Below are 22,259 nucleotides of genomic sequence, written 5' to 3'. Positions count from 1 at the left end.
GCCTAATGATGCACCGTCGGACGCAGCACGCTCTTGAAGGCCGGGACGTGCCAGCGGCCGGCGATCTCTTCCTCCTCCCGGTCTCGTTCCCCACCGTGCCGTTGCCGCCAGTAGGGGTTGTCGTGCGGGAGGTGGCCGCTGACCCTGCCGTACATGCCGAAGGAGGCGATCACCAGCCCGAAGATGAAGCTGAAGATCACATTGGTCATCCGGAAGGCCAGTCGGTTCCAGGTGCTGTCGAGCGCGATCAGGCCGACGAAGCCCGCCACGAAGAAGATGAAGCCGACGATCATATTGAGCCAGGAGGCGAAGTTTCCGCCGACGATGGCGCCGATCATCAGGATCGCGCCGAAGATGATCGACAGGACGCCGAGCGCGCCATTGCTGGACATGCCCGCGGTGGTCTTGCCGTGGACGCTGGAGAAGCCGACGTTGCCGGCCAACCCGAAGCAGCCCCAGATCAGCAGTGCCAGTCCGGCCAGGCCTGCGCCGTAGCGGTAGACCTGGGCCAATCGGTGGTCGACGGGAAGTTCGTCCTGCAGTTTCATGACGGCCTCCACTGCTCCATGACGGCCCTCACCGGAGGGTTCCCGAAGGAAGCGGCGGGGTTGGCCGCTTCCGGAAGCTCTGGCTCCACGCTACGCCGGAAGCCACGGCGCAGCGCTCCGGGCGGGATTGACGGTTCTCGGCCAAATCCGACCCGGCCATGGCGACCCCGAAAGCGGAGGCGTAGCGTCACCGAACGCATACGCAACGACGCGAAGCAGCGGAAGGAGTCTCCTGTCATGTGCGGGATAACCGGCTGGGTGGCGTTCGACAGCGACGTGAGGCAGCAGCGGCAGGTGGTAGACGCCATGACCGCGACCATGCTCTGCCGGGGCCCGGACGCCGGCGGTGTGCACCTCGAACCGCATGCGGCGCTGGGCCACCGGCGACTGGCGGTGATCGACCTGGTCGGCGGTGCGCAGCCGATGGCGGTGGAGGAGGACGGGCGCCTGCTGGCCGCGATGACCTACAGCGGCGAGGTCTACAACTTCCATGAGCTGCGCGCCGAACTGGAGGGCCACGGCGTGCGGTTCCGCACCCGCAGCGACACCGAGGTGGTGCTGCGCGCCTACCTGCACTGGGGCACGGACTTCGTGACCCGGCTGAACGGCATGTTCGCCTTCGCCGTCTGGGACGCCCGCCGCGAGGAACTGCTGCTGGTCCGCGACCGCATGGGCATCAAGCCGCTGTACTACTACCCGACCGCCGACGGTGTGCTGTTCGGCTCCGAGCCGAAGGCGATCCTGGCCCACCCGCAGGTGCCCGCCGTCGTCGACCGGGACGGGCTGCGCGAGCTGCTGGCCTTCGTGAAGACCCCGGGGCACGCGATCTACCGGGGCATGGCGGAACTGAAGCCCGGCCACTGGCTGCAGGTCCGCCGCGAGGGCCTGACGGTCCACCAGTACTGGCGGCTCGGCGCCCGTGAGCACACCGACGACCTCCCCACCACCATCGCCACCGTCCGGGAGCTGCTGACCGACACCGTGCGGCGGCAGCTGATCGCGGACGTGCCGCTCTGCTCGCTGCTCTCCGGCGGGCTGGACTCCAGCGCGGTCACGGCGCTCGCCGCCCGCGGGCTGGCCGCCGCCGGCGCCGGTCCGGTGCGGTCGTTCTCGGTGGACTTCGCCGGCCAGGCGCAGAACTTCCAGCCGGACGAGCTGCGCGGCAGCCTGGACACCCCGTTCGCCCACTCGGTGGCCCGCCACGTCGCGGCCGACCACCAGGACATCGTGCTGGACGCGGCCCAGCTGACCGATCCCGCGGACCGGGACGCGGTGCTGCGCGCGGCCGACCTGCCGACCGGGTTCGGCGACATGGACACCTCGCTCTACCTGCTGTTCCGGGAGATCCGGCGGCACTCCACGGTGGCGCTCTCCGGGGAGTCCGCGGATGAGCTGTTCGGCGGCTACCGCTGGTTCCACGATCCGGCCGCGGTGGCCGCCGAAACGTTTCCCTGGCACGCCGACATGCACCAGATCACCGGCCGGGGCGCCGAACCCCGGCTGTCCCTGCTCGACCCGGGGCTGCTGGCCGAGCTGGACCTCGCCAGCTACATCGCCGACAGCTACTCCGACGCCATCGCCGACGTCGAGCACCTGCCGGGCGCGGACCCCAAGGAGCGGCGGATGCGGGAGATCTGCCACCTGCACCTGACCCGGTTCGTCCGGATGCTGCTGGACCGCAAGGACCGGATGAGCATGGCGGTCGGTCTGGAGGTCCGGGTGCCGTTCTGCGACCACCGGCTGGTCGAGTACGTCTACAACACGCCCTGGGCGATGAAGGCCTTCGACGGGCGGGAGAAGAGCCTGCTGCGGGCGGCGGCCGCCGACCTGCTGCCGGACGACGTGGTGGCCCGGGTGAAGAGCCCCTACCCGGCCACCCAGGACCCGGACTATCCGCAGGCCCTGAAGGCGGAGCTCGCCCAGGCGTACCAGGACCCCAAGGCCCCCCTGCACGCCCTGGCCGATCCGGTGGCGGTGACCCGCGCCCTCGCGCCCGACCGGGATCCGCGCCACGACCGGCCGGCCACCGAGCTGCTGCTGGCGCTGAACCGCTGGCAGCGCCTCTACCCGGTCTCGCTGCTGCGGTAGGGCCGGTGAAGTGCTACGCGCTGACCGGCGGTGGGGCGCCGGTCAGCGCGGGTACTCGTCGTCGTCCACCGGGACCTGACGGGTCTGCTCGACCGCATCGGCCACATCGGCTGCGGCGTCCAGGGACAGCTCGGCACGCGGGGTGGGCTGCTCGTCGCTGCCGGACTCCAGGTCCTCCGGGTCTTCCATGGCGTCCCGGGCGTCGACGGCGTAATCAGTGGCGTTGTCGGTCATGACCTCACCCCTTACAGCTATGGGGCTCGGGCGGCCCCTGCTGTCTCCAACACTTACCCGACCTGCGCCGTCCCACGCGGCACCCGGGTGAGACGTCGGCGTGTTGTCCGAGCGGGGTGCGGCGGACGCTCAGGTCCAGGAGGTGTCACGCTTGGCGGTCATGCGGCCTGTCCTCCCTCGTGCGGCGGGTAGTGCGGCGACAGGCCGACTGGATCGGTGCCCTCCCCTGTTCGGCACCGACCCAGTCCGGCTCGGTCGTCATGAGCCTGCCGTAGGCCGCTCACGGGCGGGTAACATCCCGATAATGGACCATCAACAAGGGCCCCGGCAGGGCCGCCCGACCACCCCTGACGAGCCTGTCGCCGGGCTGCGATTCGGGTTGCTCGGGCCCTTGACGGTCCACGACGGCACCGGTACGGCGCTTCCGGTCAGCTCGCCGAAAGTGCGTGCGCTACTGGCCATGCTGCTCCTGGAACCCGGTCGAGTGGTATCCCGCGACCGGCTGACCGGAGCGCTCTGGGGCGAGCATCCGCCGGCCACCGCGCCCACCTCGCTCAACAACCACGTGGTCCAGCTGCGCCGGCTGCTCGGCCCCGGCAGCCCGGCCCGGCTGCGCACCGCCGCCCCCGGCTACCTCCTCCAGGTCGGCCCCGGCGAGCTGGACAGCGCGGCCTTCACCGAACTGCTGGACGTCGCCCGCGCCGCCCGCCGGGCCGGCGACTGGCAGACCGTCAGCAGTCGCTGCGCCGAGGCGCTGCGGCTGTGGCGCGGCACCCCGCTGACGGATCTGCCGTCGCTGGCCGAGGAGGCGCTGCCCCATGTGCAGCAGCTCCAGGAGCTGCGGCTGCAGGCCCTGGAGTGGCAGTTCGACGCCGAACTGGAGCTGGGCCGGCCGCACGGCGTGATCCCGGAGCTGAACCGGCTGACCGCGGAGCATCCGCTGCGCGAGGCCTTCCACCGCCAGCTGATGATCGCCCTGCACCGCACCGACCAGCGGGCCGAGGCGCTGGCGAGCTACCAGCGGCTGCGCCGCACCCTGGTCGAGGAGCTGGGCATCGAGCCCGGCCCCCGGGTCCGGGCCGCGCACCAGGAGATCCTGCGCGCCGAGCAGCAGGCCGCCGAGGCGCAGGAGGACGCCGAGCTGCCGGCGGTGGCCGCGGGCGCCGGCCTGCCGCGGGACGTGGCCGGCTTCACCGGGCGCTACGAGGAGTTGGAACGGCTGCTGGCGGCCTGCCGCACCGACCGCCCCGACGGCTCGGTACGGATCCTGGCCTTGGACGGCATGCCCGGGGTCGGCAAGAGCGCCCTGGCCGTGCACGCCGCGCACCGGCTGGCCGCCGACTTCCCGGACGGGCAGATCTTCCTGCCGCTGCACGCCCACACCCCCTGCACCCCGGCCGTCGAGCCGGCCGACGCGCTCGCCGCGCTGCTGCTCACCGTCGGGGTGGCGCCCCAGCAGATCCCGCCGGACCTGGACGCCCGGGCCAACCTGTGGCGCAGCCGGCTGGCCGGGCGCCGGGTGCTGCTGCTGCTCGACGACGCCAGCGGCAGCGAGCAGGTCCGCCCGCTGCTGCCCGGCTCCCCCGGCTGCCTGGTGCTGGTCACCAGCCGCCGCCGACTGCCGGCGCTGGGCGACGCGGTGCCGATGACGCTGGGCGTGCTGCCGCCCGACGAGGCCGCCGAGCTGTTCACCGCCACCGCGCAGCGCCCCGACCTGGCACCGGACCAGCCGGCCGTGGTCGAGGTGGTCCGGCTCTGCGGCTACCTGCCGCTGGCGATCCACCTGACCGCCGCCCGGCTGCGGCACCGGCGGGCCTGGTCGGTGGCCGACCTGGTGCCGGACCTGGAGGCCGCCGCGGGCCGGCTGGCGGCGCTGCGGGCCGAGGACGTCTCGGTGGCCGCCGCCTTCGACCTCTCGTACCGGGATCTGACCCCCGCCCAGCGCCGGCTGTTCCGCCGGCTCGGGCTCAACCCCGGCGACCACTTCGACGCCCGGGCGGCCGCCGCGCTGGACGGCACCGACGTGGCCACCGCCCGCCGCCTGCTGGAGGAGCTGGAGGACCACCACCTGGTGGACGAGCCGGTCCGCGGCCGCTACCGGATGCACGACCTGATCCGCGAGCACTCCCGGGCGCTGGGCACCATGGACGACCCGTCGGTGCGGCACGCCGCCGTGGGCCGGCTGCTGGACTCCTACCTGGCCACCGTGATCGAGGCGGGCCGCCGGCTGGCGGTGCGCCGGCACCGCTGGGTGCCCGCCCAGCGCATCCCCGGGGCCGAGCTGCCCACCGAGGAGGCGGCCACCGCCTGGCTGCGCGCCGAGCGGGGCAATCTGCGGGCGGCGATCGAGTACGCGGCCGCCCACGGGCATCCCGACCACGCGATCCGGCTGCCCGCCGCGCTGCACGACTTCCTGCGCACCCAGGGGCACTGGAACCAGGCGCGGGCGCTGCACCGGATCGCCCTGGAGACCGCCCGCACCAACGGCGACCGGTTCGGCCAGGCCGAGGCGCTCACCCACCTGGGCACCTTCCAACGGCTGACCGGCGAGCACGAGGCCGGGGCGGAGCATCTACGGCTCGCACTGGAGCTCTTCCGGCAGTTGGACGACCCGTCCGGGCAGGCGGCCGCGCGGGTGCAACTGGGCGCCATGGAACGGACCTTCGGCTGCAACACCCGGGCCCGCGACCACTTCGCCGAGGCACTGAGCCTGGCCCGCGGCGCGGCCGACGCGCCCGGCGAGGCGGAGGCGCTCAGCCAGCTGGGCATCCTGGGCCGGATCACCGGCGAGTACCCGGAGGCGACCACGCACACCACCCGGGCGCTGCTGCTCTTCCGGGAGCTCGGCAACCGGACCGGGCAGACCGCGGCGCTCAGCGAGCTCAGCCTGATCCAGCAGCTCACCGGCGACGTGCCGGCCGCCGAGGAGAGCCTGCACCAGGCGCTGGAGCTGTGCCGGGCCCGCGACGACCGGCCGGGCGAGGCCTACGCACTGGCCAGCCTGGGGTCGCTGCAGCACCTCACCGGCCGCTACCAAGCGGCCGAGGCGACGCACCGCCAGGCGATGTCCCTCTACCGGGGCCTGGGCAACCGGATCGGCGAGGCCAACGGGCTGATGGCGCTCGGCGCGGTCCGCCTGGTCATCGGCCAGTACCAGAGCGCCGAGCAGGACCTGCTGCAGGCCAGCGCGATGTACCACGAGCTGGACGAGGCGCGCGGGCGGATGAACACCATGGCCTACCTGGGCGTGCTGCGGCTCGCCACCGGGCGGCCGGCCGCGGCGGTGGAGAACCTGCGGGCCGCGCTGGCGCTCTACCGCGGGCAGGGCGACCGGCTCGGCGAGTCCCGGGTGCTGGCCTACCTGGGGGACGCACTGCTCGCCCTGGGCCAGTACCCGGGGGCGGAGGAGCACCTGCGGGCCGCGCTGGCGCTCTGCCGGGAGCGGGGCGACCGCGGCGGCGAGGCCGAGGTGCGCAACATCCTGGGCCGGCTGCTGAACGCCACCGGCCGCCCGGACGCGGCGCACCAGGAGTTCACGGCGGCGCTGGACGGCGCCCGGGCGGCCGGCTCCCCGCTGGAGCAGGTGCGCGCGCTGACCGGCCTGGGCCGCAACGTGCTGCGCACCGGCCGCCATGCGGAGGGCACCGGGCAGCTCCAGGACGCGCTGGAGCTGGCCCGGCACCTCGGCGTCCCGGAGGCCGCCGAGCTGGGCGAGCTGCTGGCCGGTCTGCCCAGCCGGGCTGCCGCCGGCTACTGACGGCGGGTCGGCCGGGCGGTCAGCCGGCCGGCGGGCCGCCAGCCGCACTGACGGCACGTCAGCCGGTCGGCGCAACGGCGGTTGCGCGGCCGTGCCCGGCTGGCAGGCTGGACCGGGGGCAGGCCCGGCGGAACGGAGTGCGGTCTCGGTGAGCTACGCCCACTGGACGGAACGCGTGCTGTCCTTCCTCATCGACATGCTGGCCTGCTTCGCGCCGAACATCGTCGCCGGCGCGGCCGACCCCGACAACGACGCGCTGCAGGTCGGCCTGCTGCCGGTCTCGATCGCGCTGCTCGCGTACAACCGCTGGTACCAGGCCGGGCGCACCGGGCAGAGCTGGGGACGGCAGCTGCTGGGCAGCGAGCTGACCGATGCGGCGGACGGCCGGTCGACCGGGATGCTGCGCGCCTTCCTCCGCGACCTGGCGCACCTGCTGGACGCGATCCCCTGCTTCCTCGGCTTCCTCTGGCCGCTCTGGGACCACCGCAGGCAGACCTTCGCCGACAAGCTGGCCGACACCGTGGTGCTCGGCGACTGACCCGGCCCGGCACAGCGCCGACCGGCAACCGACGACGTACCCCGGGAGGGGCCGATGACCAGCGCGCAGCAACCCCCCGCCGGCCGGTTGGGCAGACTCGGCGCCTGGTGCGCCCGCCACTTCGTCCTGGTGGTGGTCTGCTGGCTGCTCGCGCTGGCCGGCCTGCACGTCCTGCAGAACACCGTCGGCGGCACCTACTCCGACGACTTCAACCTCCCGGGCACCCAGTCGGACACCGGCCTGAACCTGCTCAAGACGCACGCTCCCGCGTCCGGCGGCACCAGCGCCCAGGTGGTGCTGAACGACGCGCAGGCCCCGCTCTCCGCGGTGTCCGGGCAGACCGGCCAGGTGGTCGCCAACCTCCAGCACCTGCCGCACGTGCTCTCCGCGGCCGGACCCACCGTCTCCCAGAGCGGACACATCGGCTACCTCACGGTGCACTTCGACACCAACCCGACCTCACTGGGCAAGTCCTACCTGAACGAGGTCGACGCGGCGGTGGCCCCGCTGCGGAACGCCTCCGTCGAGGTCGAGTACGGCGGCCCGCTGGGCGAACTGGCCCGTCCCAAGGCCACCGACCTGGCCAGTGAGGCGATCGGCTTCGGGGTCGCGGTGGTGGTGCTGCTGATCGGCTTCGGCAGCGTGATCGCGGCCGGTCTGCCGCTGGTCAGCGCGCTGGTGAGCGTGATCGTCGGCTTGAGCTGCCTGAGCCTGCTGGCCATCGCCTTCACCTTCGCCACCGTCTCCCCCACGCTGGCCACCATGATCGGCCTCGGGGTCGGGATCGACTACGCGCTGTTCCTGATCACCCGTCACCGCCAGCAGGTGATGGACGGCCGGGATCCGGTCACCGCGGCCGCGCGCGCCACCAGCACCAGCGGCCGGGCCGTGCTGGTCTCCGGCTGCACCGTGATCATCGCGCTGGCCGGGCTGTACGTCTCCCGGGTCGCCTTCATCGGCAAGCTCGGTGTGGCCGCCGCGGTCACCGTGGTTACGGCCGTCCTCGGCGCGCTCACCCTGGTGCCCGCGCTGCTCGGCTGGATCGGCCCGCACATCGACCGGTTCACCCTGCGCCGCGCGGTCGCCGAGGAGCCCGAACAGCCGGACGGCGCGGAGCCGGCCGTCCCGACCGACGGCCTGGCCCGTTACGCCCAGCGGGTCGCCGACCACCCCTGGTGGTTCCTGGCCGCCGGCCTGGTGGTGGTCGGCGTGCTGGCGATCCCGGTGTTCTCGATCCGGCTCGACCACATCGACGACGGCGCCGACCCGACGAGTTTCACCGACCGCCGGGCCTTCGACCTGATCTCCACCGGCTTCGGACCCGGCACCAACGGCCCGCTGACCATCGTCGTCGACCAGAGCACGGTGGCCACCAGTGACCGCCAGGCGCTGGCCGGCAAGGTGCAGCAGGCACTCACGGGTGTGCCCGGTGCCGCGAGCATCAGCGCGCCGCAGCCGACCTCCGACGGGGACCTGCTGGTGGCCACCGCCGTCCCCGTCGGCCGGCCGCAGAACGCCTCCACCACCAGCCTGTTCAACCTGCTCCGCACGCAGGTGCTGCCGCAGGCCGTCGCCGGCACCCCCGCCAAGACCTACATCACCGGCACCACCGCCGCCCAGCTGGACTTCGTGGAGCTGATGACCAGTCGCCTACCGGGCATCATTGCGGTGGTGGTCGGCCTGGCCTTCCTGGTGATCCTGACGGTGTTCCGCGGCCTGCTGGTCGCGGTCAAGGCCGCGGTGCTCAACCTGCTGTCGATCGCCGCGTCGTACGGCGTGGTGGTGGCGGTCTTCTACTGGGGCTGGGGCGGCCCGGCCCTGGGCGTCTCCGGGAACGTCCCGATCGAGAGCTATGTGCCGATGATCATGTTCGCCATCGTCTTCGGGCTGAGCATGGACTACGAGGTCTTCCTGCTCTCCCGGGTGCACGAGTTCTGGCTGCGCACCCACAACGAGCACGACAGCGTCGCGCACGGCCTGCGGATCACCGCGCGGGTGATCAGCTGCGCCGCGCTGATCATGATCAGCGTCTTCGCAGCGTTCCTACTCAGCCACACCATCGTGGTCAAGATGCTCGGGCTGGGCCTCGCGGTCAGCGTGCTGATCGACGCCACCGTGGTGCGACTCCTGATGGTCCCGGCGGTGATGGTGCTGCTCGGACGCCACGCCTGGTGGATCCCGCGATGGCTGGACCGCCTGCTGCCGCACATCGACCCGGAGGGCGCCGAAGCCGACCGGCCATCGGAGAACCACGGGTGACATCGGGGCGAATTCTCGACGACGGGCATCAAGGGGAGCCCGGATCCGGCCAGTTGGGCGGCGAGCGGTCCGGCTCGGTCCCGCTAGGGTGCGGGCAGGCCGTTGTCCGTACAACTCGATCGGAGCCCCCCGTGTCCTCGTCCAGCCGCTGGCCCGCCGGGCCGCGACGTGTCCTGGTGGTCGGCATCGACGGCGTCCGCCTCGACCTGCTGCCGGAACTGCACACCCCGCACCTCGACGCGGTCGCGGCGGCCGGCTTCCTCGCCCCGGTGGAGGTGGACGACGCCACCCCGACCATGTCCGGGCCGTGCTGGGCGACCATCGCGACCGGTGTGACGGTGGCCAAGCACGGGGTGTGGGGCAACCACCTGGGCGGCAACCGGCTGGACGTGTTCCCGGACTTCACCACCCGGCTGGCCACCGCGCACCGCCGCCGCACCTTCGCCGCGGGCGGCTGGGAGCCGCTCTTCCTGGCCCGCCAGGGCGGCCCGCTGTTCGCCGCGCCCGGCCGGCTGTCCTACATAGCCCCGCTGGAGGACACCCCGAGGAGTGGGAGGTCTGCGACGAGCGGGTCACCGCCGAGGCGATCACGGTGCTGGCCGGGGACGACGACCCGCAGGCGAGCTTCGTCTACCTGGGCGCGGTGGACGAGACCGCGCACTTCCTCGGCTGCGGCGTCGAGTACCGCCGCTCGATCGAGCTGGCGGACGCCCGGCTCGGCCGGCTGCTGGCGGCACTGCGGGCCCGGCCGGGGTACGCCGACGAGGAGTGGACGGTGATCGTGGTGACCGACCACGGCCACGTCGACGCCGGCGGCCACGGCGGGCGCAGTGCCGAGGAGCGCACCGCCTGGGTGGCCGCCTGCGGGCCCGGCCTGGCGCCGGGCGGCGCGGTGCTCCCGGTGCGCCACGTGGACGTGGCGGCCCAGGTGTTCGCGGCGCTGGAGATCGTCCCGGATCCGCACTGGACGCTGGACGGCCGCCCGTTCACCCCCGTGGCCGAGCTGGTCCCGCAGGCCTGACCGCCGTCAGAGCGCCTTGACCAGCTTCTCGAAGGCCAGGTCGTCGCGCTTGGGCAGCCCGAACCGCTCGTCGCCGTACGGGAACGGCGACAGCTCGCCGGTGCGCCGGAAGCCGCGCCGCTCGTACCAGGCGATCAGGTCCTCGCGCTGCACGATCACCGTCATCTCCAACTCGGCGGCGCCCCACTCACCGCCGGCGAAGCGCTCGGCCTCGGCGAGCACGGCCCGCCCGACCCCGCCGCCCTGCTGGGCCGGGCGGACCGAGAACATCCCGAAGTAGGCAGCGGTCGCGCGGCGCTCCAGCGAGCAGCAGGCCAGCAGCGCACCGTCCCGCTCGGCGAGCAGCACCACGGTGTCGGGCTGGGCCAGGGTCGCGGCCAGCGACTGCGGGTCGGTGCGCTGGCCGTCCAGCAGGTCGGCCTCGGTGGTCCAGCCCACCCGGCTGCTCTCGCCGCGGTAGGCGGACTCGACCAGCTCCACCAGGGCGGGGACGTCCGCGGCGGTGGCGGGGCGGAAGGCCAGGTCGGGGGCGGCGGTAACCATGGCGGGGCTCCTCGGCTGTTCGAATCTCCAGGGTGTCCGGGCATCGTGCCACACCCCGTCGACCACCCGGACGGAGCAATTCCCAATGAGTCGCCGCGCGGTCACGGTAAGGATGGGACGGTAACCGTACGCAATCGAACGGTAGGGATCCGCCAGCCATGAAGCCGCGCTTCTTCGCGATCGTGACCGCCGTCCTGATCGGCCTGCTGGGGATCGGCGCGGCCGCCGTCACCCAGTGGGTGCCGGTCGCCGCCCCCACCGCCGGCCGCGCGGCCGGCGCGGTCTGGCCGGCCGGCGCCGCGTCGGCGTCCCCCACCGGCGACCCGGCGGTGTGGACCCGCAGCACACTGCGCAACAAGCTGATGGCCGAGATGCAGGCGGCCGACCCCGGCGTGGCGCTGGCCGACCTGGACAAGATCACCAAGGAGAAGCCGTACACCGTGCGGTTCTGCCACCCGATCGCGCACGAGCTGGGCCACGCGGCCGTGAAGCGCTACAACCACGACTTCCAGAAGGTGCTGTCGTTTCCGCACGACACCTGCGCGGCGGGCTATCTGCACGGCGCCGTCGAGGAGATGCTGGCCGGCTCCAGCGATCCCACCCACGACCTGCTGAAGCTCTGCGAGCCGCAGATGAGCGGCCCCTGCGTGCACGGCGTGGGCCACGGCACCATCTACGTCACCAACCAGGACGTGCCCAAGGCCCGTGACCTGTGCAGCGAGTTCGGCAGCGACAGCCGGATCATCACCTGCTCCGAGGGCCTGTTCATGCAGCTCTTCTCGCCCGACGAGGAGGACGAGAAGGCCAAGTCGCTGGTCCCGCTCGACAAGCTGTCCGCCGACCTCTACCCGTGCCCGCAGCAGCCCGCGCTGTTCCAGTCCGCCTGCTTCTTCTACGCGCCGACCCTCTACCTCTCCTCGCACGACTACCCCAACCACCCGGAGATCTACGGCCAGGCACTCAAGTGGTGCCTGAACGCGCAGGCCGGCGGCGGTGCCAACGACTGCAGCCGGGGGCTGGGCTCGCGGCTGATGAAGTACAACCTGGACCGGGAGGACTGGGCGGGCCAGCAGTGCGCCACCGCGGCCGACGGCTGGCAGCGCAAGGCCTGCACCGAGGGGCTGGTCAGCTACTACACGGTCAACTACACCGACGCGGGGGCGGCGGGCCGGCTCTGCGCCAAGCTCACCACTGAGGAGATCGCCCGGTACTGCCGCTCGGCCGCCCACCTGTCGGGATCGCTGGACTGACCACCTACTGGAACGGCCCGGCTGACCTGCGCGTCAAGGTCATACGATCGGCCGCATGTCCGACTTTCGCACCGCCGCCCATGCCGCTGCCGAGCTGGTCTCCGACTACCTGGCCGGGGTGCCGGCCGGCCCGGTCTGGCAGCCGATGGACCCGGCCGCCCGGCAGGCGCTGCTGGACGCGCCGCTGCCGCACACCGGCCGCGAGCTGGACGAACTGCTGGCCGTGATCGCCGAGCAGGTGCTCCCGGCCCCGATGGGCAACGGGCACCCGCGGTTCTTCGGCTGGGTCAACTCGGCCCCCGCCCCGGCCGGCGTGCTCGCCACCCTGGCGGCCGCCGCGATGAACCCCAGCTCGGCGGGCGGCGACCACGCCGACGTGCACCTGGAGCGGGCGGTGGTGCGCTGGATCGCCGAGCTGGTCGGGTTCCCCCACCGGCCCGGCGGCGGCCTGCTCACCTCCGGCACCTCGATGGCCACCATCGTCTGCCTCTCCGCCGCCCGCGGCCGGGCCGCCGCACGGGCCGGCCACGACGTGCGGGCCGACGGGCTGACCGGACTGCCGCCGCTGGTCGGCTACGCGACCGGCGAGACCCACTCCTGCGTCCGCAAGGCCGCCGAGCTCCTGGGCCTGGGCAGCCGGCAGCTGCGGGTGGTGCCGGCCGACGCCGAAGGCCGGATCGACCCGGGCCTGCTGCGGGCCGAGATCGCCGCCGACCGGGCGGCCGGCCGGCTGCCGTTCCTGGTGGTCGCCTCGGCCGGCACCGTCAACACCGGCGCGGTGGACGCCTTCGAGCCGCTCGCCGACCTCTGCGCCGAGGAGCAGCTGTGGCTGCACGTCGACGGGGCCTACGGCGCCTTCGGGGTGCTCGATCCGGCCATCGCGCACCGCTACGCGGGGCTGGACCGGGCCGACTCGCTCGCCCTGGACCCGCACAAGTGGCTGGGCGTGCCGGTGGACTGCGGCTGCGCGCTGGTCCGCGACCCGGAGCAGCTGCGGGACACCTTCAGCCTGGTGCCGTCCTACCTGCGGGACGAGGAGGACGGCGGGCTCGGCTGGTTCTCCGAGTACGGCATCGAGCAGACCCGCCCGTTCCGCTCCCTGAAGGTGTGGGCCACCATCGCGCACCGCGGCCGGGACGGGATCGCCGCCGACGTCGCGCACTGCACCCGGCTGGCCCGGCGGCTCGGCGGGTCGGTGGCCGCCGACCCGGCGCTGGAGCTGCTGGCGCCGGTGGACACCTCGATCGTCGCCTTCCGGGCCCGGCCCGCCGGCCTGTCCGAGGCCGAGCTGAACGCGCTCAACCACGCGCTGCCGCTCGCCGTGCAGCGGCGCGGCCGGGCATTTGTGACGGGCACGTTGCTCGGCGGCCGGGAGGCAGTGCGGGCGTGCCTGCTCAACTCGGCCACCAGCGAGGCTGATCTGGCCGTCCTGCTGGACGAAGTCCGGTGCGCGGTGGACGAACTGACGATCCGGCAGTAGACCTGGCCGAGTCCCGGGGCGCACTCGCAGACATTAACCGCGTGGTCATAACGGATTCGTGATCGTGAAACACCCGTCCGTCATGGTGGTGTCATGAGTGAATCGTCTTCGACCGCCCAGCACCCCTCCACCACCCCGTCCCGGGCCCAGCGGCGGCAGGCCAGAGGCGCCCGTTGGCGCCACTCGACGGTCGAGCTGGCCGCCGTCTTCCTCGCCGTGGCCACCGCCGACCTGATCGCCAACGTGGTCGTGCACGGGCACGACGGCCCCGTGCTGCTCTTCGCCTCGGCGCTGGCGCTGCTCGCCACGGCGGTGTTCCACGCCTGGTGGGCGCATCGCCATCCCCACGGCGCGCCGCCGCCCACGCCCGAGGCCGAAGCCGCTGCCGAGGCGGGCCCGCCGGCCGAGACCCGGCTGTGGCGGCTGCGCACCACCGTGTCGGACGCGCCCGGCAGCCTGGCCACGGTCTGCGCGGCGCTGGCTGTGCTGCGGGTCAGCATCATCTCGCTGCAGACCCACCCGCTGCCCGAGGGCACCGTGGACGAGTTCCTGCTGCGCGCCCCGCGGGACCTGCCGCGCGCGGGGCTGACCGAGGCGGTGGCGCTGGCCGGCGGCCGGGAGATCTGGACCGACCCGGCCGACGCGCACGACCTGGTGGACGTGCCGACCCATGTGCTGGGCCTGGCCACCCGGACCGCACTGGACGCCGCCGAGCTGCCGGTGGCGCTGCGGCAGCTGTTCGGCCGGCTCACCGTGCGGCACTTCCCGCGCCGCCCGGGTGAGGAGCCGGCGCCCAGCCTGGCGGGCCACCTGATGCGGCTGCCGGTGCCCGGCGGCGGGCAGATCGAGCTCTCCCGACCTCACCTGCCGTTCACCCCCACCGAGTTCGCCCGGGCCAAGGCCCTGGTCGACCTGGACGGAGTGCTCGGTCCCCGGGTGCCCAAGGTGGCCGACCGGCTGCGCAGCCCGGCCGGCGCCGAGCTGACCGTGCGCCGGGCCGTGCCCCAGGACCGGGCCGCCGCACTGGCCATGCACCACCGCTGCTCCACCGAGACGCTGCGCCGCCGCTACCACGGCCCGGTCGCGGACGCCGACCGCTACCTGGCCCACCTGCTGGACCCGCGGCACGGCCAGACCCTGGCCGTGGAGACCGCCGACGGCGAGCTGGTCGCCCTGGCCCACCTGCTCTGGGACGACGACAGCGCCGAGCTCGCCGTGCTGGTCGAGGACGCCTGGCAGCGCCGCGGCCTGGGCGTGGACCTGCTGCGCCGGATGGCCGCACTGGCGGCCGAGGCGGGCGTGGCCACCGTCTACGCGGTCACCCAGGCCGGCAACACCGCGCTCATCGGCGCCATGCAGCGGCTGGCGATCCCGCTGGACTACCTGGTGGAGGACGGCACCCTGGTGATCACCGCGCACCTGGCGGGCGCGGCCGGCCGGCTGCCGAGCCCGTGGCCGAGCCTGCCGGGCCGCCCCTGAGCGCACCGGCCGTCCGAGCGCCCGACGACACCACCGTGGCCGCCCCGCCCGCGCGGGGCGGCCACCGCGCGCACCGGGGGGCGGGTGGCGGCCGTTCGAGCCATCGTCAGGGCGCTGAGCAGTCATGACCGGGGGCCGCGGCTCACCGCGATCCCGATGAGCCGTTAGGCTGGCCCCGTCCCAGCCTTCCGACGGCCCGCCGGTCCGACCCCGGCCCAGCGGTCCCCGGGAGGTCGTCAGTCAGAGGAGGAACCCCTGAGCATGCCAGGCACCGAATCGGAGGCCGCGGCCACCGGCGCGCGCGACTCCTCACTGCCCGCCCGCTCCAAGCTCGCCGTCACCGCGGGCCGGATGGCCGCCGCCGCCTCGAAGTCGATCGGCCGCGGCAGCGGATCGGTGATCGGCGGCAAGGTCGCGCTCAAGCTCGACCCCGACCTGCTCGCCCGGCTCGCCGACCACCTGGACGTGGTCCTGGTCTCCGCCACCAACGGCAAGACCACCACCACCCGGCTGATCGCCGAGGCCCTGCGCGCCGCCGGCCCGGTGGTCTCCAACGCCCTGGGCGCCAACATGCCGGCCGGGATCACCTCCGCCCTGGCCGGCGGCTCCGACGCCCGGTACGGCGTGATCGAGGTGGACGAGAAGTACCTGGCGGGCGTCGCCCGGGACACCAGCCCCAAGGCAATAGCCCTGCTCAACCTCTCCCGCGACCAGCTGGACCGGGCCGCCGAGACCCGGATGCTGGCCGAGAAGTGGCGCGAGGGTCTGCAGAACACCGAGGCCGTGATCATCGCCAACGCGGACGACCCGCTGGTGACCTGGGCCGCCTCCTCCTGCCAGCGGGTGGTCTGGGTGGCCGCCGGGCAGGCCTGGAAGGAGGACGCCTGGTCCTGCCCGTCCTGCGGTGGCGTGATGCAGCGCCCCGGGGACGACTGGTACTGCCAGGAGTGCGGTTTCCGCCGTCCGCAGCCGCACTGGGCGCTGCAGGGCCACCACGTGATCGACCCGAACGGCTCCGCCTGGCCGATCCAGCTGCAGCTGCCGGGCCGCGCCAACCTGGCCAACGCCACCAGCTCCGCCGCGGTCGCCGCGGTCTTCGGCGTGTCGCCGCAGGTGGCGCTGGAGCGGATGCAGTCGGTGACGGCCGTCGCGGGCCGCTACGACGTGGTCAACTTCCGGGGTCGTGACGTCCGCCTGCTGCTGGCCAAGAACCCGGCCGGCTGGCTGGAGACCTTCTCGCTGATCGACGGCCCGCCGGCACCGGTGATCCTCTCGGTCAACGCGATGGACGCCGACGGCACCGACACCTCCTGGCTCTGGGACGTGGACTACGAGCGCCTCGCCGGCCACCCGGTCTTCGTGATGGGCCAGCGCAAGCTCGACCTGGCGGTCCGCCTGGAGGTGGCCGGCCTGCAGTTCCAGGTGGTGGAGTCGGCGGAGGAGGCGGTCCAGATGGCGCCGCCCGGACGGATCGAAGCGATCGCCAACTACACGGCGTTCCAGCAGCTGCGAAAGGTGGTGGCGGCCGGATGAGCACGCCTCCCGGATACGGCGGCCACGGCGGGCAGCCGGGCTATGGTCAGCAGCCCCCGGTGCAGCCCGGCTACGGCCAGCAGCCCCCCATGCCGCCCGGCCACGGCCAGCAGCCGCCGATGCAGCCCGGCTACGGCCAGCCGCAGCCGCCCCAGCACCAGCAGTCGCAGCAGCCGATGCACCAGCAGCCGCCCCAGCAGCACCAGCAGCCTCCGATGCAGCCCGGCTACGGTCAGCCGCAGGGCGGGCCGGGCGGCTACCAGCAGCAGCCGCAGCCCGGCTACCAGGCGCCGCAGCAGCCGCCCGCGCAGCACCAGCAGCCTGCGCAGGCGCAACCGCAGCAGCACTATGGAAGGCCCTCTCGGATGAGCGACAGCAGCCTGCGGCTGGTCTGGGTCTACCCCGACCTGCTCAGCACCTACGGCGACCGGGGCAACGCGCTGGTCGTCGAGCGCCGGGCACGGCAGCGCGGGCTGAACGTGCAGCGCATCGACGTCCGCTCCGACCAGCCGATCCCGACCAGCGGTGACATCTACCTGATCGGCGGCGGTGAGGACCGCCCGCAGCGGCTCGCCGCCGAGCGCCTGCGGGCCGACTCCGGCCTGCCGCGCGCGGTGGACAACGGGGCGATCGTCTTCTCGGTCTGCGCCGGCTACCAGATCCTGGGCCACGAGTTCATCAACGACCTGGGCCAGCGCGAGCCGGGCCTGGGCCTGCTGGACGTCTGGTCCACCCGTGGCGAGGGGGCCCGCAGCGTCGGCGACGTGCTGGCCGAGGGCGACCCGACCCTGGGCCTGCCGACCCTGACCGGGTTCGAGAACCACCAGGGCGTGACCCACCTGGGGCAGGGCGTGTCGCCACTGGCGCAGGTCACCGTCGGTGGCGGCAACGGCGGCGGGGACGGCACCGAGGGCGCCTGGCGGGACACCGTCTTCGGCACCTACCTGCACGGCCCGGTGCTGGCCCGCAACCCTGCGGTCGCCGACCTGCTGATCAAGCTGGCGCTGGACGTGAACGCCCTGCCGCCGGCCGACACCACCTGGTACGACGCGCTGCGCGCCGAGCGGATCGCCTCCGTCGGCCAGAACGCCTGATCAGGCGTTGAGCGGGCGCTGACGGGCATCAGCTCCCATGAGATGAACGTTCGCCGGCCGCCGGATGTCCAGCATCCGGCGGCGCGAACGGTCGCCTCAAAAACGTAAGACAATATGCACCGTCGGATGCAACCCTCCTCGGCAACCGGCACCATCGCGCGGGCGCGCCGACGACGCCGCCCCCGTGCCTGCTCCCGCCCGGCCGGAGGTGGGGGCCGCTACGATCAGTTTCGGCGTGATTTGTCCGATTCTGACCTCGACCTTCCAAAGGTGGTAATCCGGCCGTCCGGTATCTCCCCCAGCCTCGCCGGCTGGGCGGAGCCCCCAAGGGGAGTTGCAGAACAATGCGTATTGGAGTGCTGACCAGCGGCGGCGACTGCCCCGGCCTGAACGCGGTGATCCGCTCCGTGGTCCACCGCGGCGTGGTCGACCACGGCGACGAGATCATCGGCTTCCAGGACGGCTGGCGCGGCCTGCTCGAAGGCGTCCACCGCCCGCTGACCCTCGACTCGGTGAGCGGCATCCTGGCCCAGGGCGGCACCATCCTGGGCTCCTCCCGGGTCCAGCCCAGCCATCTGCGGGACGGCGTGGAGCGGGCCAAGCAGTACTGCGCGGACCTCGGCATCGACGCGGTCATCCCGATCGGCGGCGAGGGCACCCTCAAGGCCGCCAAGCTGATGAGCGACGCCGGACTCCCCGTGGTCGGCGTACCCAAGACCATCGACAACGACATCGCCTGCACCGACGTCACCTTCGGCTTCGACACCGCCGTCTCGGTGGCCACCGACGCGCTGGACCGGCTGAAGACCACCGCCGAGTCGCACCAGCGGGTGATGGTGGTCGAGGTGATGGGCCGCCACACCGGCTGGATCGCGCTCAACGCGGGCATGGCGGCCGGTGCGCACGCCATCGTGGTGCCGGAGCGCCCGTTCCACATCGACAAGCTCACCGAGGTGGTCCGCGAGCGCTTCGAGCGCGGCAAGAAGTTCGCCATCGTGGTCTGCGCCGAGGGCGCCAAGCCGGAACCCGGCACCATGCACTGGGAAGAGGGCACCAAGGACATCTACGGCCACGAGCGCTTCACCGGCATCGCCAACCAGCTCTCCCGCGAGTTGGAGCACCGCCTCGGCAAGGAGGCCCGCCCGGTGATCCTCGGCCACACCCAGCGCGGCGGCACCCCCACCGCCTACGACCGGGTGCTCGCCACCCGGTTCGGCTGGCACGCCGTGGAGGCCGCGCACAAGGGCGCCTTCGGGCACATCACCGCGCTGCACGGCACCCAGATCAACCTGGTGCCGCTGGGCGAGGCGGTGGCCGACCTGAAGACCGTCCCCGCCGACCGCTACATCGAGGCCGAGACGGTCATCTGACGCGCTGTCACCCGGAAGCGGTCACCGCCGCGAGCAGCGCCCCGCCGCCACCCGGCGGGGCGTGCGCGGCCCGTGCGCCGCATGCCCCGATCTCCTGACCGCAGGCCCCCGGCCGCGCTACAGTGGGCGGCGCGTCGGCACTCTTGGCGCCGGCGGCTTTTGAGGTGTGGGTTCTCCAGAGGCGATTGAGGTCATTGTGGCGTCTACAGGGCACATTCTGCGGTTCGACGAGGTTCGCGGGTACGGCTTCATCGCCCCCGATGAAGGGGGTGAGGATCTCTTCATGCACGCCAACGACCTGCTCGGGGAGAAGCACCTCTTCCGCGCGGGCCTGGCGGTGTCGTTCGACGCGGAGCAGGGCGAGCGGGGCATGAAGGCCTCACGGGTGCGGCTGGTCGACGCACCGCCCCGGGAGGGCATCGGAGTGCAGCGCCCGCCGGTCGCCGTCATCCCGCCGTGGGCCACCCGGGAGGAGACCCCGGGTGACAACCTGTGCGACGTCCTGTCGTCCGCCGAGTTCCAGCACGAGCTGACCGAGACGCTGCTCACCGCCGCGCCGACGCTGACCGGCACCCAGATCCTGGCGATCCGCAAGGCACTGGTCGACCTGAGTCGGCAGCACAACTGGATCGAGGGCTGAGGCTCCGCGGCCTTCCTGACATTCCGTCACCGTGCGTGGCGCGCCCGCGCGGTGCGCCACGCACGGCGAACCGGCCGGTAACCTGAGCCGGTGCACAACTCTCCCCGAGGCGGGCCGGTCGGCCACCGCCGGGAGGGCTCCTCCCGAGAGATCACCCGCTGGTCCCCGTTCCTGCTGATCGCCCTGGCAGTGGTCGTCGATGCGTCGACGCCGGGCGCGCAGCGGTTCGACCGGGTGCTGTCGGCCGCTCCCGCGCTGGCCGCCGCCACCTGGAACGTGCCCGCGACCGCCGCGTTCGGCGTGCTGGCGGCCGGCTTCGAGGTGCTGCTCAGCTTCACCCGGGGTGGGCCGGTGCGGCCGTCCTCACTGCTCACCGGGCTGCTGGTGATCCTCGCCGTCACCCTGGCGGCCTGCTTCGCCAGCCATGTGCGCCAGACCAGGGAACGCGAACTGGCCGAGATCAGCGCGGTCGCCGACACCGCGCAACAGGTCCTGCTGCGCCCGATGCCACCCCGCCTGGCCGGGGTGGACCTCGATCTGCTGTACGCGGCCGCGGCCGCCCGGGCCCGGATCGGCGGCGACTTCTACGAGGCGTTGCGCACGCCGCACGGGGTGCGCGTGATCGTCGGCGATGTGCAGGGCAAGGGGCTGGCCGCGGTGGAGACGGCCTCGGTGCTGCTCGGCTCGTTCCGCGAGGCCGCCTACGACGAGCCGGAGCTCACCGGGCTGGTCGACCGGCTGGAGACCAGCATGCGCCGCTACTCCGAGCGGGTGCCGGGGTCGGACGCCGCCGAGCGGTTCGCCACCGCCGTGCTGCTGGAGGTGCCGCCCGACCAGCCGGTGGCCCGCCTGCTCAACTGCGGCCATCCGCCGCCGCTGCTGCTGCACGGCGAAGCGGTGCGGCCGCTGGAGCCGAGCACCCCCGCGCTGCCGCTGAACCTGTCGCCGCTGCTGAACGACGAGTACCCGGTGGACACCGTCCCGTTCGGCCCCGGCGACCGGCTGCTGGTCTACACCGACGGCGTCAGCGAGACCCGGGACCGCACCGGCACCTTCTACCCGCTGCTGGAGCGGATCGAAGACTGGACCGGCCTGCCGTCCCGCCCACTGCTCGACCGGCTGCAGGGCGACCTGGCCGACTACGGCACCACGGCCAGCGACGACATCGCGGTCCTGGTGGCCGGGCGGCCCATCGAGCCTGGCGTGGCGTGACGCGGCCACCCCGGTGGCCCTGCCGCACGTGGGCGCCCGTACTGTGGAGCCGATGAAAAACGGACGAACCGGACCTGACGCGGTAACGGGGGTCCGCCGCCACGAAGGAAAGCAGGGCCGCCGATGGACGGTATGACGGGGATGCACCACCACGGTGGCGGGATGCTCGGGCCGTTCTCACTGGACTCGGCGCTCACCTGGTCCCCCGACTGGCCGTTCCTGGTGGGCTGCCTGGTGGCGCTCGGCCTGTACGGGGCCGGGGTGGTCCGACTGGTCCGGCGCGGTGACCGCTGGCCGGTGGGGCGCACGGTGGCCTGGTTGCTCGGGGTGCTCACGGTGGTCGCGGTCACCTGCTCCGGGCTGAACGACTACGGCATGGTGCTGTTCAGCGCCCACATGATGCAGCACATGGTGCTGAGCATGCTGTCGCCGATCCTGCTGCTGCTCGGCGCGCCGATCACGCTGGCGCTGCGTGCGCTGCGGCCGGCCGGCAAGGGGCGGCCGCGCGGGCCGCGCGAGCTGCTGGTGGCGCTGCTGCACAGCCGGTACGTCCGGGTGATCTCGCATCCGGCCTTCACCATCCCGCTCTTCATCGCGAGCCTCTACGGCCTCTACTTCACGCCGCTGTTCGACACCCTGATGCAGTCGCGGATCGGGCACCTCGCGATGATGGTGCACTTCCTGGCCGTCGGGCTGCTCTTCTTCTGGCCGATCATGGGCGTCGACCCGGGACCGCACCGCCCCGGCCATGTGATGCGGATCCTCGAACTGTTCATGGGGATGCCGTTCCACGCCTTCTTCGGGGTGGCGGTGATGATGGCGACCAGTCAGCTGGTGACCACCTTCACCATGGCCACCGCGCCGCCCGGCACCGACCTGATGGCGGATCAGAAGATGGCCGGCGGGTTCACCTGGGCCTTCGGTGAGATTCCGACCGCCGTGGTGCTGGTCGCGCTGGTCTTCCAGTGGGCCAAGTCGGAGCAGCGGCAGGCGACCCGCACCGACCGCGCGGCGGACCGTGACGGGGATGCCGAGCTCGCCGCGTACAACGCGTACCTCGCCTCGCTGGAGAAGCGCGGCAGCCGGCCGGCCCAGGCGGGCTGAGGCACCGAGCTCGTCGAAGTCCTGTCCACCCGTGCGGGTGGGCGGGACTTCGGCGTTTCCGGGGCGTGCCGGGGTGGGGTGGCGGGGCCTGGGCGTCCCGGGCGGGCCG

Annotated in this window: 19 protein-coding genes and 2 pseudogenes; 16 read left to right on the top strand and 5 right to left on the bottom strand. The window is 73.2% G+C overall.

Going from position 1 to position 22,259, the window contains the following annotated elements; genetic code table 11:
- Positions 1–2: 2 nt before the first annotated feature.
- Positions 3–548: a DUF4383 domain-containing protein gene (locus E6W39_RS36735; protein ID WP_141637138.1), complete on the bottom strand. Its 546-nt coding sequence runs from the start codon at positions 546–548 to the stop codon at positions 3–5.
- A gap of 237 nt (positions 549–785) precedes the next feature.
- On the opposite strand from E6W39_RS36735, the gene asnB reads away from it, so the two are divergent.
- Entirely contained in the window at positions 786–2,636 is a 1,851-nt protein-coding gene (asnB, locus tag E6W39_RS36730) for an asparagine synthase (glutamine-hydrolyzing) (RefSeq protein WP_141637137.1), read from the top strand.
- Between the two features lie 42 nt (positions 2,637–2,678).
- Here asnB and E6W39_RS36725 read toward each other — a convergent pair whose 3' ends face one another.
- Positions 2,679–2,870 carry a hypothetical protein gene (locus E6W39_RS36725; protein WP_141637136.1) on the bottom strand — a complete coding sequence of 64 codons (192 nt, stop codon included), beginning with the start codon at positions 2,868–2,870 and terminating at the stop codon, positions 2,679–2,681.
- A gap of 160 nt (positions 2,871–3,030) precedes the next feature.
- Here E6W39_RS36725 and E6W39_RS36720 point away from each other — a divergent pair, with 160 nt between their 5' ends.
- From E6W39_RS36720 to E6W39_RS43260, 6 genes and pseudogenes are all read left to right on the top strand, one after another.
- Positions 3,031–6,627 carry an AfsR/SARP family transcriptional regulator gene (locus tag E6W39_RS36720; protein ID WP_141637135.1) on the top strand — a complete coding sequence of 1,199 codons (3,597 nt, stop codon included), beginning with the start codon at positions 3,031–3,033 and terminating at the stop codon, positions 6,625–6,627.
- Positions 6,628–6,775: 148 nt separating this feature from the next.
- Positions 6,776–7,165 (top strand): RDD family protein, encoded by a 390-nt coding sequence (locus tag E6W39_RS40050; protein ID WP_181799619.1) that lies wholly within the window; start codon positions 6,776–6,778, stop codon positions 7,163–7,165.
- A 54-nt stretch (positions 7,166–7,219) separates the two neighbouring features.
- Positions 7,220–9,424, top strand: a complete 2,205-nt coding sequence (locus tag E6W39_RS36710; protein WP_141637133.1) for an MMPL family transporter — start codon at positions 7,220–7,222, stop codon at positions 9,422–9,424.
- Positions 9,349–9,735 (top strand): annotated as a pseudogene (locus E6W39_RS42355) (hypothetical protein); the annotation flags it as partial. The gene E6W39_RS36710 and the pseudogene E6W39_RS42355, both read left to right, overlap by 76 nt.
- Positions 9,732–10,175: pseudogene (locus tag E6W39_RS43795) on the top strand (hypothetical protein); the annotation flags it as partial. The pseudogenes E6W39_RS42355 and E6W39_RS43795, both read left to right, overlap by 4 nt.
- Positions 10,176–10,199: 24 nt before the next feature.
- Positions 10,200–10,445: a hypothetical protein gene (locus tag E6W39_RS43260; RefSeq protein WP_267286792.1), complete on the top strand. Its 246-nt coding sequence runs from the start codon at positions 10,200–10,202 to the stop codon at positions 10,443–10,445.
- Positions 10,446–10,451: 6 nt separating this feature from the next.
- Here the strand turns inward: E6W39_RS43260 and E6W39_RS36700 are convergent, their stop codons facing one another.
- On the bottom strand, positions 10,452–10,988 hold the full coding sequence (locus E6W39_RS36700) for a GNAT family N-acetyltransferase (protein ID WP_141637132.1): 537 nt from the start codon (positions 10,986–10,988) through the stop codon (positions 10,452–10,454).
- A gap of 158 nt (positions 10,989–11,146) precedes the next feature.
- Between E6W39_RS36700 and E6W39_RS36695 the strand changes: the two genes are divergently transcribed.
- From E6W39_RS36695 to E6W39_RS36680, 4 genes are all read left to right on the top strand, one after another.
- Positions 11,147–12,238: a hypothetical protein gene (locus E6W39_RS36695; RefSeq protein WP_141637131.1), complete on the top strand. Its 1,092-nt coding sequence runs from the start codon at positions 11,147–11,149 to the stop codon at positions 12,236–12,238.
- A gap of 55 nt (positions 12,239–12,293) precedes the next feature.
- Positions 12,294–13,718, top strand: a complete 1,425-nt coding sequence (locus E6W39_RS36690; RefSeq protein WP_141637130.1) for a pyridoxal phosphate-dependent decarboxylase family protein — start codon at positions 12,294–12,296, stop codon at positions 13,716–13,718.
- 93 nt (positions 13,719–13,811) lie between these two features.
- Positions 13,812–15,197: a GNAT family N-acetyltransferase gene (locus E6W39_RS36685; protein ID WP_141637129.1), complete on the top strand. Its 1,386-nt coding sequence runs from the start codon at positions 13,812–13,814 to the stop codon at positions 15,195–15,197.
- A gap of 261 nt (positions 15,198–15,458) precedes the next feature.
- Complete coding sequence (locus tag E6W39_RS36680) at positions 15,459–16,730, top strand: MurT ligase domain-containing protein (RefSeq protein ID WP_141637128.1); 1,272 nt, start codon at positions 15,459–15,461, stop codon at positions 16,728–16,730.
- Here E6W39_RS36680 and E6W39_RS40045 read toward each other — a convergent pair.
- Entirely contained in the window at positions 16,685–17,077 is a 393-nt protein-coding gene (locus tag E6W39_RS40045; RefSeq protein ID WP_220140319.1) for a hypothetical protein, read from the bottom strand. The genes E6W39_RS36680 and E6W39_RS40045 overlap by 46 nt on opposite strands.
- 18 nt (positions 17,078–17,095) lie before the next feature.
- Between E6W39_RS40045 and E6W39_RS36670 the strand changes: the two genes are divergently transcribed.
- Both E6W39_RS36670 and E6W39_RS36665 read left to right on the top strand, forming a co-directional pair.
- Complete coding sequence (locus tag E6W39_RS36670; protein WP_141637127.1) at positions 17,096–17,824, top strand: type 1 glutamine amidotransferase; 729 nt, start codon at positions 17,096–17,098, stop codon at positions 17,822–17,824.
- A gap of 344 nt (positions 17,825–18,168) precedes the next feature.
- A complete protein-coding gene (locus E6W39_RS36665; RefSeq protein ID WP_141637126.1) occupies positions 18,169–19,194 on the top strand; it encodes a 6-phosphofructokinase in 1,026 nt (341 codons plus the stop codon).
- A gap of 7 nt (positions 19,195–19,201) precedes the next feature.
- On the opposite strand, the gene E6W39_RS40040 is transcribed toward E6W39_RS36665, so the two are convergent.
- Positions 19,202–19,483 carry a hypothetical protein gene (locus E6W39_RS40040; protein ID WP_181799764.1) on the bottom strand — a complete coding sequence of 94 codons (282 nt, stop codon included), beginning with the start codon at positions 19,481–19,483 and terminating at the stop codon, positions 19,202–19,204.
- On the opposite strand from E6W39_RS40040, the gene E6W39_RS36660 reads away from it, so the two are divergent.
- The 3 genes from E6W39_RS36660 to E6W39_RS36650 all read left to right on the top strand — a co-directional run bounded on the left by E6W39_RS36660 (position 19,391) and on the right by E6W39_RS36650 (position 22,150).
- Positions 19,391–19,834, top strand: a complete 444-nt coding sequence (locus E6W39_RS36660) for a cold-shock protein (protein WP_141637125.1) — start codon at positions 19,391–19,393, stop codon at positions 19,832–19,834. The two genes, E6W39_RS40040 and E6W39_RS36660, sit on opposite strands and share 93 nt — an antisense overlap.
- A gap of 90 nt (positions 19,835–19,924) precedes the next feature.
- Positions 19,925–21,046, top strand: a complete 1,122-nt coding sequence (locus E6W39_RS36655) for a PP2C family protein-serine/threonine phosphatase (protein ID WP_228718561.1) — start codon at positions 19,925–19,927, stop codon at positions 21,044–21,046.
- 141 nt (positions 21,047–21,187) lie between these two features.
- Positions 21,188–22,150 (top strand): cytochrome c oxidase assembly protein, encoded by a 963-nt coding sequence (locus E6W39_RS36650; protein ID WP_141638178.1) that lies wholly within the window; start codon positions 21,188–21,190, stop codon positions 22,148–22,150.
- The last annotated feature ends 109 nt before the right edge of the window (positions 22,151–22,259 follow it).

It is taken from the genome of Kitasatospora acidiphila (assembly GCF_006636205.1).
Lineage (GTDB): Bacteria > Actinomycetota > Actinomycetes > Streptomycetales > Streptomycetaceae > Kitasatospora > Kitasatospora acidiphila.
This window is presented reverse-complemented; position numbering and strand designations above follow the sequence as displayed.

What these genes read in the sequence shown, in the direction of transcription:
- E6W39_RS36670 (WP_141637127.1), top strand. Translation starts at nt 17,096, where the DNA reads ATGAGCGACAGCAGCCTGCGGCTGGTCTGGGTCTACCCCGACCTGCTC.
- E6W39_RS36685 (WP_141637129.1), top strand. Translation starts at nt 13,812, where the DNA reads ATGAGTGAATCGTCTTCGACCGCCCAGCACCCCTCCACCACCCCGTCC.
- E6W39_RS36695 (WP_141637131.1), top strand. Translation starts at nt 11,147, where the DNA reads ATGAAGCCGCGCTTCTTCGCGATCGTGACCGCCGTCCTGATCGGCCTG.
- E6W39_RS36650 (WP_141638178.1), top strand. Translation starts at nt 21,188, where the DNA reads ATGCACCACCACGGTGGCGGGATGCTCGGGCCGTTCTCACTGGACTCG.
- E6W39_RS36735 (WP_141637138.1), bottom strand. Translation starts at nt 548, where the DNA reads ATGAAACTGCAGGACGAACTTCCCGTCGACCACCGATTGGCCCAGGTC.
- E6W39_RS36665 (WP_141637126.1), top strand. Translation starts at nt 18,169, where the DNA reads ATGCGTATTGGAGTGCTGACCAGCGGCGGCGACTGCCCCGGCCTGAAC.
- E6W39_RS36710 (WP_141637133.1), top strand. Translation starts at nt 7,220, where the DNA reads ATGACCAGCGCGCAGCAACCCCCCGCCGGCCGGTTGGGCAGACTCGGC.
- E6W39_RS36720 (WP_141637135.1), top strand. Translation starts at nt 3,031, where the DNA reads ATGCGGCCTGTCCTCCCTCGTGCGGCGGGTAGTGCGGCGACAGGCCGA.
- asnB (WP_141637137.1), top strand. Translation starts at nt 786, where the DNA reads ATGTGCGGGATAACCGGCTGGGTGGCGTTCGACAGCGACGTGAGGCAG.
- E6W39_RS36690 (WP_141637130.1), top strand. Translation starts at nt 12,294, where the DNA reads ATGTCCGACTTTCGCACCGCCGCCCATGCCGCTGCCGAGCTGGTCTCC.
- E6W39_RS36700 (WP_141637132.1), bottom strand. Translation starts at nt 10,988, where the DNA reads ATGGTTACCGCCGCCCCCGACCTGGCCTTCCGCCCCGCCACCGCCGCG.
- E6W39_RS36725 (WP_141637136.1), bottom strand. Translation starts at nt 2,870, where the DNA reads ATGACCGACAACGCCACTGATTACGCCGTCGACGCCCGGGACGCCATG.
- E6W39_RS36680 (WP_141637128.1), top strand. Translation starts at nt 15,459, where the DNA reads ATGCCAGGCACCGAATCGGAGGCCGCGGCCACCGGCGCGCGCGACTCC.